7 protein-coding genes are annotated in these 8,818 nt (G+C 68.9%); 2 read left to right on the plus strand and 5 right to left on the minus strand.

Annotation, left to right across the window (positions count from 1 at the left end; genetic code table 11):
• Positions 1-7: 7 nt before the first annotated feature.
• Positions 8-1,477, minus strand: a complete 1,470-nt coding sequence (gene eccD, locus A5780_RS18340) for a type VII secretion integral membrane protein EccD (protein WP_063012546.1) — start codon at positions 1,475-1,477, stop codon at positions 8-10.
• 129 nt (positions 1,478-1,606) lie between these two features.
• Between eccD and eccA the strand changes: the two genes are divergently transcribed.
• Entirely contained in the window at positions 1,607-3,424 is a 1,818-nt protein-coding gene (gene eccA / locus A5780_RS18345; protein WP_064907195.1) for a type VII secretion AAA-ATPase EccA, read from the plus strand.
• Positions 3,425-3,473: 49 nt separating this feature from the next.
• Here the strand turns inward: eccA and eccB are convergent, their stop codons facing one another.
• Positions 3,474-4,982, minus strand: coding sequence for a type VII secretion protein EccB (gene eccB, locus A5780_RS18350; protein WP_064909080.1), 1,509 nt, complete (start codon positions 4,980-4,982; stop codon positions 3,474-3,476).
• Between the two features lie 204 nt (positions 4,983-5,186).
• Between eccB and eccE the strand changes: the two genes are divergently transcribed.
• On the plus strand, positions 5,187-6,863 hold the full coding sequence (gene eccE / locus A5780_RS18355; protein ID WP_197521790.1) for a type VII secretion protein EccE: 1,677 nt from the start codon (positions 5,187-5,189) through the stop codon (positions 6,861-6,863).
• A gap of 132 nt (positions 6,864-6,995) precedes the next feature.
• Here the strand turns inward: eccE and A5780_RS18360 are convergent, their stop codons facing one another.
• The 3 genes from A5780_RS18360 to A5780_RS18370 all read right to left on the minus strand — a co-directional run bounded on the left by A5780_RS18360 (position 6,996) and on the right by A5780_RS18370 (position 8,559).
• Complete coding sequence (locus A5780_RS18360) at positions 6,996-7,307, minus strand: WXG100 family type VII secretion target (RefSeq protein ID WP_030513429.1); 312 nt, start codon at positions 7,305-7,307, stop codon at positions 6,996-6,998.
• A gap of 49 nt (positions 7,308-7,356) precedes the next feature.
• The gene (locus tag A5780_RS18365) at positions 7,357-7,692 is read right to left on the minus strand and encodes a WXG100 family type VII secretion target (RefSeq protein WP_030513428.1); all 336 of its coding nucleotides are present in this window, start codon (positions 7,690-7,692) and stop codon (positions 7,357-7,359) included.
• Positions 7,693-7,770: 78 nt separating this feature from the next.
• The gene (locus A5780_RS18370) at positions 7,771-8,559 is read right to left on the minus strand and encodes an ESX secretion-associated protein EspG (RefSeq protein ID WP_064909082.1); all 789 of its coding nucleotides are present in this window, start codon (positions 8,557-8,559) and stop codon (positions 7,771-7,773) included.
• Positions 8,560-8,818: the final 259 nt, after the last annotated feature.

Here is an 8,818-nt window from a genome sequence, read left to right on the forward strand (position 1 = left end):
GGCCCGATCAGATGTTCCGGGCGGCCGAATAGACGTCCATCAGCCACAGCGACAGCGGCACGATGGCGATGATCAGCAGATACTCGAAGATCTCGATTGCCCGCCGCACCACCGGCGACACGTCCGCGCGAGGTCCGAGCACACCGAAGGCGACAACCGCCGCGGCGACGATCAGCAACAGGCCCGCGCCGACCGCGCGCCAATCCTCGTTCGCCACAGCGGCTCCCGCGGTGACGGCGAGCGCCACCGCGGTGCCGCCCGCGATCATCGTCGACGCCTGGGTGAGATCGGCGTACGCCCGGCCACGCAGGCACAGCACCACCGCGGTGATCGCCGCCAGCACCAACCCCTGCCAGCGCGCCTCGCCCAGCGGATCGGCCCCCAGGACGGCGCCGAAACCCGCTGCGAGAGTGGCGCCCACCAGGACTCCGGACTGGTACTGATTCGCCGCGTGGGCCCGGCGCTCCAGCCCGGCCGCCGAGGGCAGCGCGGTCGCGCCGATGACGCCGATATCGGCGATGGTCGGGCGCGGTTCGTGATCGGTGGGGTCGATCGCGCCCCCGGCCGTCGGCACCGGGGGAACCGGCAGGCGCGCCGCGGCGACGGCCGCCCGGGGAGCCATCGTGATCAGCACCAGCCCCGCGATCAGCACGCCGACGGCGATCTTCGCGATGTCGAAGTCCCACACCATCCGTACCGCCGCCGCGACCGCGAGCACCGCGGCGCTGGTGACCACCGCGGCCACCACGAGCGACCCGGCGCGGGTCATCGAATACAGCGCCAGCGCCACCACCAGAGCCGCCACTGCCGCGAACAGGACGTGCGGTGATCCCACCCGGCCCGGTGTGAGCAGGCCCGCGCTCGCGCCCAGCAGCGCAATCGCGAACAGCGACAACACGTTCGCGGTCGTGCGCTCGGCCGGATAGCGGCGCGCGACGATCACCGCGGCGCCGGCGGCGAGCACGCCCACGCCGAGCGCGATGAATCCGTTCCAGATGCCGGTGCCCTTACCGGACACCAGGACCGCGACCGCGACGAGTACCGCGATCAGCCCGGCGCCCAACCCCATTCGGCGCGCCGCCGTCGGTGACCAGGCGTTTCCCGATTCGGCGGTGAGCCGCGAGACCGCGTCGATCACATCGTCGAAGAGCGCGGGCGCCTCCTTGGCGGTCACCGAGCGCAACACCAGCAACTCGCCGTCGAAAACCTCGGCGTCGGTGAGTGATTGGTGCGGCGGGATCGGATCGCGGCCGATCCGCGCCAGCGTCCAGTGCTGTGCGCGCACGGGCGCGCCCTCGTCGTGTTCGGTCAGGTCGGGATTGCGGGAATCGATCAGCTCGACCAGGTCGGTGATGTAGGCCGCGACCGGCACGGTCGCGGGCAGGCCCACATCGAGTTGAGTATTTCCGCCGATCACCGACACTCGGCACAATTCCGGGTCAACGGCCCCCACGCCGCTGCTCGACGACTCGGTCACGGATTACAGAACTCCCTACGATTTTCGTCGCTGTATTGCGACGTTCCAAACTTAACCGAGATCGGCTGTCACGGCAGCCGGTATGCTGAGCGAGAATTAGCACATTCACGCGTTTAGGGGACTGTCCGTATGACCGGCAACCGCCAAGCACAACGCGCCTTCGATGCCGGCGTATTGTCATTGGGCATCGCTATCGACGGCCAGGAATCCACGCCCGATCTCGAATATGCGAAGCTCGCATTCCAGCGCGCCACCGAATGGGATCCGGGCATGTGCGACGCCTGGCTGGGCCGGGCCGCGGCCGGGGAGATCACCCCCGAGGTGGTGTTCAACCTCTACAAGACCAGCGGCTCCACCCTCTACCGCGAGCAGCGCCGGCTCGGCCTGGCGCCGCGGCAGCTGGCGGGCCGGTTCGTGGTGGGCCAGTACATCGACTATCCGCTGGCCGGATACACCGAGATCTGGCTGGCGCAGGCGACCCAGCTGATCTCCGCCGGCGATTACGACGAGGCCGAGCAGGTGCTCGACGAGCTGGCCCGGCATCGCGCGGGTCTGCTGTCGCAGCCGGATCGGGATCTCGACGACCGGATCTGCCAGTACGTTCGCGGCCTGCTGCACTACACGACGCAGCGCTGGCCGGATGTGATGACCGTGCTGGCCGGTTCGGCGGACTGGCAGGACTCCTACCTGGCCGCGGGCGCGCACGTGATGGTCGGCACGGCCTGTGCGCAGCTCGGCCTGTTCGGCGAGGCGATCCGCCGGATGGAGGCCGCCGAGAGCGGTCCGATTCCGGCCGCGGCCACCACCGCCCGATTCTGCCGCGGACTGTGCCTGCGCGAGATGGGCCGCGAGGACGAGGCACAGGCCCTGTTCGAGAAGGTGTTCTCCGAGGCGCCGGACTTCGCCGCGAACACCCAGGCCATGCGCGACCGCAAGTACCGCCTCACGGTGACCTCGAAAGAACTGATCGACGCGCGCACCGACCGCTGGGATCCGGCCTCGGCGCCCACCGCCGAGCAGGTCGAGACCGAGGAGCGCGGCGATCGGGCCAAGCGCCTGCTCGAGGTCGCCCGCGCGGAGTTGGACGAGCAGATCGGCCTGGCCGCGGTGAAAACTCAGGTGGCGAAACTCCAGGCCACCGCGCAATTGGCGAAGATTCGAGCCGAGAAAGGTATGTCCAGCGCGCCACGCGGACAACACCTTGCGTTCACCGGCCCGCCGGGAACCGGTAAGACGACGATTGCCCGAGTGGTGGCAAAAATTTACTGTGGGTTGGGTTTGTTGAAAACCGATCGACTGGTAGAGGTAAAGCGTTCGGATTTCGTCGGTGAACATTTGGGAAGCACCGCGATAAAAACAAATAAATTGATCGATTCCGCGATGGACGGAGTGCTGTTCGTCGACGAGGCGTACACACTCATTCAGACCGGCCTGTCCGGCGGTGACGCGTTCGGCCGCGAGGCGGTGGACACCCTGCTGGCCCGGATGGAGAACGACCGCGATCGGCTGATCGTCATCATCGCCGGCTACGACGGCGAGATCGACCGGTTCCTGGCCTCCAACGACGGTCTGGCATCCCGCTTCGCCAAGCGCGTGAAGTTCGAGTCCTACACTCCCGAGGAACTCGGCCGGATCGGTCAGTTCATTGCGAGCAAACGGGATTCGGAGGTCGCCGAAGATGCGCTGGAACTGCTCCAGGCGGCGTGCCGGGAGCTCTACGAGCGCCAGGTGGTGGATCAGAGCGGTGAGCAGCGGCGGGCGGTGGACCTCGCCGGTAACGGCCGGTTCATTCGCAATGTGATCGAAGCCGCCGAGGAGGAGCGCGAATTCCGTTTGGCCACAGACGAATCCATCGACCTGTCGGCGGTGGACGAGACGGTGCTCATGCGGATCGAGGGCGCCGATATGGCCAAGGCGCTGGAAGGTGTACTCGGCGGATTGCGCTGAGCCGCACCGCGATCGGCGGACCGGTCGCGCTGCCGGACGGCCGTGGCGGTCAGTTGTTCTTGCCCGGCGGTGGGATCGGCCGGGCGCAGGCTACCGCGCTCGCGCCCGCGTCCGGGCACTGCGGCAGGCTGTCGTGACTCATCAGAGCGTCCTGCCGGGTCAGCGCCGGGCCCGCCGACAAGGCCTCCACGATCGGCTTCGGCGCCGGCTTCGGCGTCTTCGGCATTCCGAGGACCTTGGCGGTGTCGGCATCCGGGATGCCGTACCGAATCCCGTTGTCGCCCACATAGAACAGCGGGCCGTTGCTCACCGCGCCCGGCTCCGCGCCGACCGACCGCACGAACTCCCCCGTGCCCGGGCGCAGATAGACGCCGTCGATCCGATCGCCGGCGCCGTCCGCGGTCGCCGGGACGACCGGCTCCGCATCCGCGGGCAGGGGCAGCGCGCGGCCGGCGAGCAGAGTGACCGTGGCGCGCGCGTCGTCGGCGGCACGGGTCCACGACAGACAGGCCACCGGATCGGCGTCGGGCGCGAGCACGGACGGAACCTGCTGCGGGAAATCGTCGATCGGCAGCCGGTGCAGAACCGGGATACCGACGATGCGGTCCGGCGGAACGGTCGAGATCTCGTTCATCCCTTGCGAATTCGCGTCGCGGATCAGGCCCGCGGCGAACGGCGTGACCCGTTGCACGCCGTCGGCGAGGACCACGTACAGCTCGTCGGCGTCCACGCCGTGTACTCGGATCACACCGCCGACCGGCACATCCGACAGCTTGCCCGGACCCGGCGTCCCGTGCCGGTCGATGTCCGGAACTGCCAGCGGCGGAACGGGTTCGGTGGCATCGAGCAGCGCACCGCCGATCGGCCGTGGACGCTGATCCCGCAAACCGAGGGAGCGGACCAGAACGGAATCGCCGGGATCGATCTCGGCACGCTTACCGTCGTAGACGAGGAAGGTCTTACCGCCGTGGGTGGCCAGCAGCGCCTGGTCCGCGCGCACCGGCACCGCGCGGGCGCCACCGGCCGGATTGTCCAGCGGCCCGGCGATCACCGTGGTGAGCGGGCCCGTCGCGGCCGCACCACCCGTCGCGGAAGGCAGCAGGTTGTCACACATCGTCCAGGTGGACCGCCGGGGATCGCCCGATCCGGGCAGGGCACCGGGCGCGCCGGGAATACCCAGTAGCGGACCGCGCGGCTGGGTCAGTTTGCTGTCCTTGACCGAGGCCGGCGAGGCGTCGGCGCCGGTGACGAGGCGCGCCGAGGCCAGATTGAGCACCGGATGCAAGGTTCCGTCCACGAGGACGTAGAGCGCACCGGAATCCTTGCCCATCACGATCTTCGAGTCACCCACGGAGCCCTGCGGGTGCAGGAAGGCCAGGATCGCCGCACCCGCCACGCCCAAAAGTCCCAGTACGGCGCCGATGACGAGCGAACGGAACTGGGTCCGCATGGGGTCGTGCAGCATCCGGACGTCGCGCCGCACGAGCGCGTGCTCGTAACGCTTGAGCAGGAACCGGTAACCGTTGACTTGGGCACGGGTCGTCAACTGCGCCGGCACAACCGCCTCCCGATACCCACTAGCTGATTCCGATGACCCGATTCGAGGGCGCGAACCGATTCCGCCCGCGCTTCGACAGACTAGCGAAGCCGAACGAGTTCAGTCCATTATGTGCGCATGAACTCCACCGCGCGCGGAGAAAAAGTCACACCGCCTCGAGACGATTCATCCGATGCTTCCGAATCGCGCTCGAACGCACCGCAATTGCGTTCGACGGAATTCTGGCTCTTCCACCTGCTCCCCCTGCGCCTGGTGCTTCCGGTGCTGGTCACGGCGGCCGTGGGCGCCTTCGTGGCAAGGGTTTTCACACCGCTGTGGTGGGTCCCGGTCGTTGTCGCCGCGGTGGTGGTGATCGTCGCGCTGGCGCCGATTCGAGGCACTTCTCTCGCGCAATCCCTGGCGCGCGGAATTACCTTTCGTTGGCAATTGTTTCGTAATCGTTCCACCGCCGTTCAACATTCGCCATTCAATGTTCCACTGACGGAAGGCGGAAGTTACGGAATGCGCTGGGACGGTGGCCGGCTCATCACCATGTTGCGGATCGACGCGCAGCCGCGAACGGTCACCCGGCTCAGCCCGAGCGGTCTGCTCGGCGACGATATGCTGCCGCTCGCCGAGATCGCGCGCTGTCTCGATCAGTTCGACATCCGGCTGGCCGCCATCGATGTGATCAGCACCGGATCACGCAGTGCCGGCACCGGTGCGGTGGCGCGCGCCTACGAGAGCATCCTCGGGCCGCTGCCGGCCGTGGCGCATCGGACGGTCTGGGTGGTCCTGCGGCTGGATCCGCTGGCCAACGCCGCCGCCGTGGATCGGCGCGGCGGCGGGGCGGAGGGGACCCTGCGCTCGGCGGTCGTGGCCACGCGGCGGGTGGCCAATCGGCTCGCCGCGCGCGGTCTGTCGGCGGTCGCGCTCTCGGCGACCGAGATGAATCAGGCGGTCGCCCAGTTGACCCTCGGCGCGACGCCGGAGGAATTCGAGGAGACGACGGGCAGTCTGATCCACAACGGTTTTCACCACACCACCTACCGGATGACACCCGAGGCCCTGGGCTCTCGCGGCATCGCGGAGGTGTGGTCGACGCCGACGGTGACCTCCACGATCACCGTGCGGCTGCAGCGGGTGCCGGATGCCGGGCCCAGTACGGCCGCGACCACCGACACTTCGATCGCCGTGACGGCGACCGCACGCTTCGCGACCCGCGACGCGCCGTGCCGGGTGCGCTCCGCCGGACTGATTCCTTTGCCCGGAAAGCAGCGGCGCGCAATGCTTTTCAGCCTGCCGCTGGGCACCGGCGTGCCGGCGCTGCCGCTGGACAGCTACCTCGGACCGCCGGACGCCCTGGACCGGGTGCCGATGCCGATCGCCGGCTGCGGACAGCTCATCGGCGCCGACAACTCGGGCCAGGGTGTGGCGCTGCCGCTGGTGAGCCGGCACGTGCGCCGGGTCGAGGTCATCGGCTCCCCCCTGGTCGCCAAACAGGTGATCCTGCGCGCGATCGCGTTGGGCGCCAGTGTGGTGGTGCACACCAATCGGCACGACGAATGGCGGCCGATGGTCGGTTACGTCGATATGCCGCAGGCGCTCACGCTCGCCACCTGGTCGGCCGGTTCCCAGCAGGCCAGCTCGTATCGGTTCGCGACCATGGTGGTCTTCGACGGCATCGCGCCGAGCGGGCACCACTCCGACGCGACGGTGATGCTGCTGCGCCGGCCCGGGCAGGCAGCGGACGGATTCGAACCCGACGTCACCCTGATCGAGGATCCCGAGACGGCCAACCTGGTCACGGTGCGCACCGAGGCCGGGGAGACCCGGGTGTACATGGTGGCGACACCGGAGGAACTGCGCTACGTCGGCGCACATCCCGCCGTTCCGGCCTGACGCCGGCCGAGCCCGCCTCGGCGGTTCCGGCATGTGAAGCGGCTGCCCGCCGAACCCGGGCGACGACAGCGAAAGGCCCGCCCGATCTGGGACATCGGACGGGCCCTTCGTGGTGGAAACTGCGGTGCGGACTCAGCCGCCGAAGCCGTTGGCGACGACCTTGTCGGCGGCGGTCGCGTTGTTCATCGCCGCGGCGACGGCCTTGGACAGCGCCGACACCTTGCCCATGGCGGTGCTGGGGTCGCTGTCGCCGTTGATGTCGCCGAACTGCTGGTCCCACTTCTGCTTCGACTGCTGGAACGCCTCGAGACCGGCGTTGCCCTCCCACGCCTGGGCCAGCTTGGCCGCGCAGTCCTGCAGGTTGCTCGCCTCGGACTGCAGATCCTTGTGGAAGCCGTTCAGCAGGTCGGAGAGCTCCTGGAGAACTGTTCTTTCGTAAAGCATGTCGCTACCTTTCGTACGTGTGCGGTGGAACGGTTGTGCTGGATTCGCCTCAGACGCCGAGGTTGGTCAGACCGCCGGTCTGCGAGATGAGCTGACGGAACTCGTTCTCGTTCTCGCTCTCCAGGCCGGTGTAGGTCTTGTTACCGTGGCCGACCTCCTCGGTCATCTCGTTGAGGATCTGGTTCAGCTTGGCCGCTTCCTCGTCCCAGTCCTGGGCGGCCTTGTTGCACGCCGAGAACGCGTCGCCCTGCCAGCCGCGCTTGGCGGAGTCGACCGCCTCGGTCACGCGGGCGATGGTGGCGCGGATGCGATCGACCGAGTTGGCCATATCGGTCTGCGCCTGCGAAGTACTCGCTGCATCGTTACTGATTTGCTGTCCGGCCATCGTCAGGCCCCTCTCTGTGTTTTCCGGTAATGCGGGTGGTCGGTACTACAGGTGGTCACTGGCACGGGATCTCGCGAGCTAGGGCATCCACCTTCCCCCGGGCAAGGTGCCGATCAGCGCCGTAATCGCCTGTGCGACGCGGTGATCGGATCCCGGCGTGAAGGTGGTCCACATCCGCTGGTCGGATGCGATGCCCGGGCTGGCCGCGATCCGGCCCCGGGCGGTGTCGTACACCGCCGCGGCGCCGGAGGATCGGGTGGTGATGCCGTCGGCGTGGAGGTAGGCGACGATCTCGGCGTGCGCGTGGCACTGCGAGAGCGCCATACCGAATTCGATCGCCGCGCGTTCCGCCACGTCCAGTCCGTACAGCGCTTCGGCGAATTCCGTTGCCGCCGTGGCGTGGTCCAGTCGCTGCGCCAGCTCGTCGGTGGCGGCGCTGAAGCTCGCGATATCCGCGGGTCCGGCGGGACCGAGTACCTCCAGCACGGGACGGGCCAGTGCCGCACCGTCGTCGTCCGCCCAGATGGTGCGGACGTCGATCTGGTCGCCGGTGCGGACGGCGACCGCGTGCCCGGCGCCGCGCCGCACCACCGACACTCGATGCACCCCGGCCGCGGTGACGATCCGCGCCGCGAGTTCGGACTCGGGCCGGGCCAGAATCGACAGGGCCGCACCGAGTTCCGGCTCGACGTCGTCGTAGCGGTCCACGAGCCCAGCGGCGCGCAACCCGCGCAGCGCCTCGGCTCGCGCCGCGGTGAAGGCGTCGATCGAGTCCTGTCGTGGTCCGACCTCCAGCACCAGCGGCAACGTCTGCACGCCGAGCAGTTCGGCGACGGCCAGGACGGCGTCGTTGGTCAGGGTCGCCATAACACTCCTTACGCGGGACTCGCGGTTCCCGCCGCGGCCGGCCCCGCCGCCGCGCAGTCCGAGGAGGAACGCGTCGCCCGGGCGGGGGCGGCGGACGCACCCGCCGTCGGCGAATTCGAGATCGACGCCGGATTGGCCGCCGCCCCAGCGGTTCTCGGTGGCGTCGAGACGCCGCCCGCGTCCGGAACCGCGAGTCCCGCGTAAGGAGTGTTATGGCGACCCTGACCAACGACGCCGTCCTGGCCGTCCCGGTCTGCGC

Source organism: Nocardia sp. 852002-20019_SCH5090214 (assembly GCF_001665865.1).
In the GTDB taxonomy this organism is placed as follows: Bacteria; Actinomycetota; Actinomycetes; order Mycobacteriales; family Mycobacteriaceae; genus Nocardia; species Nocardia nova.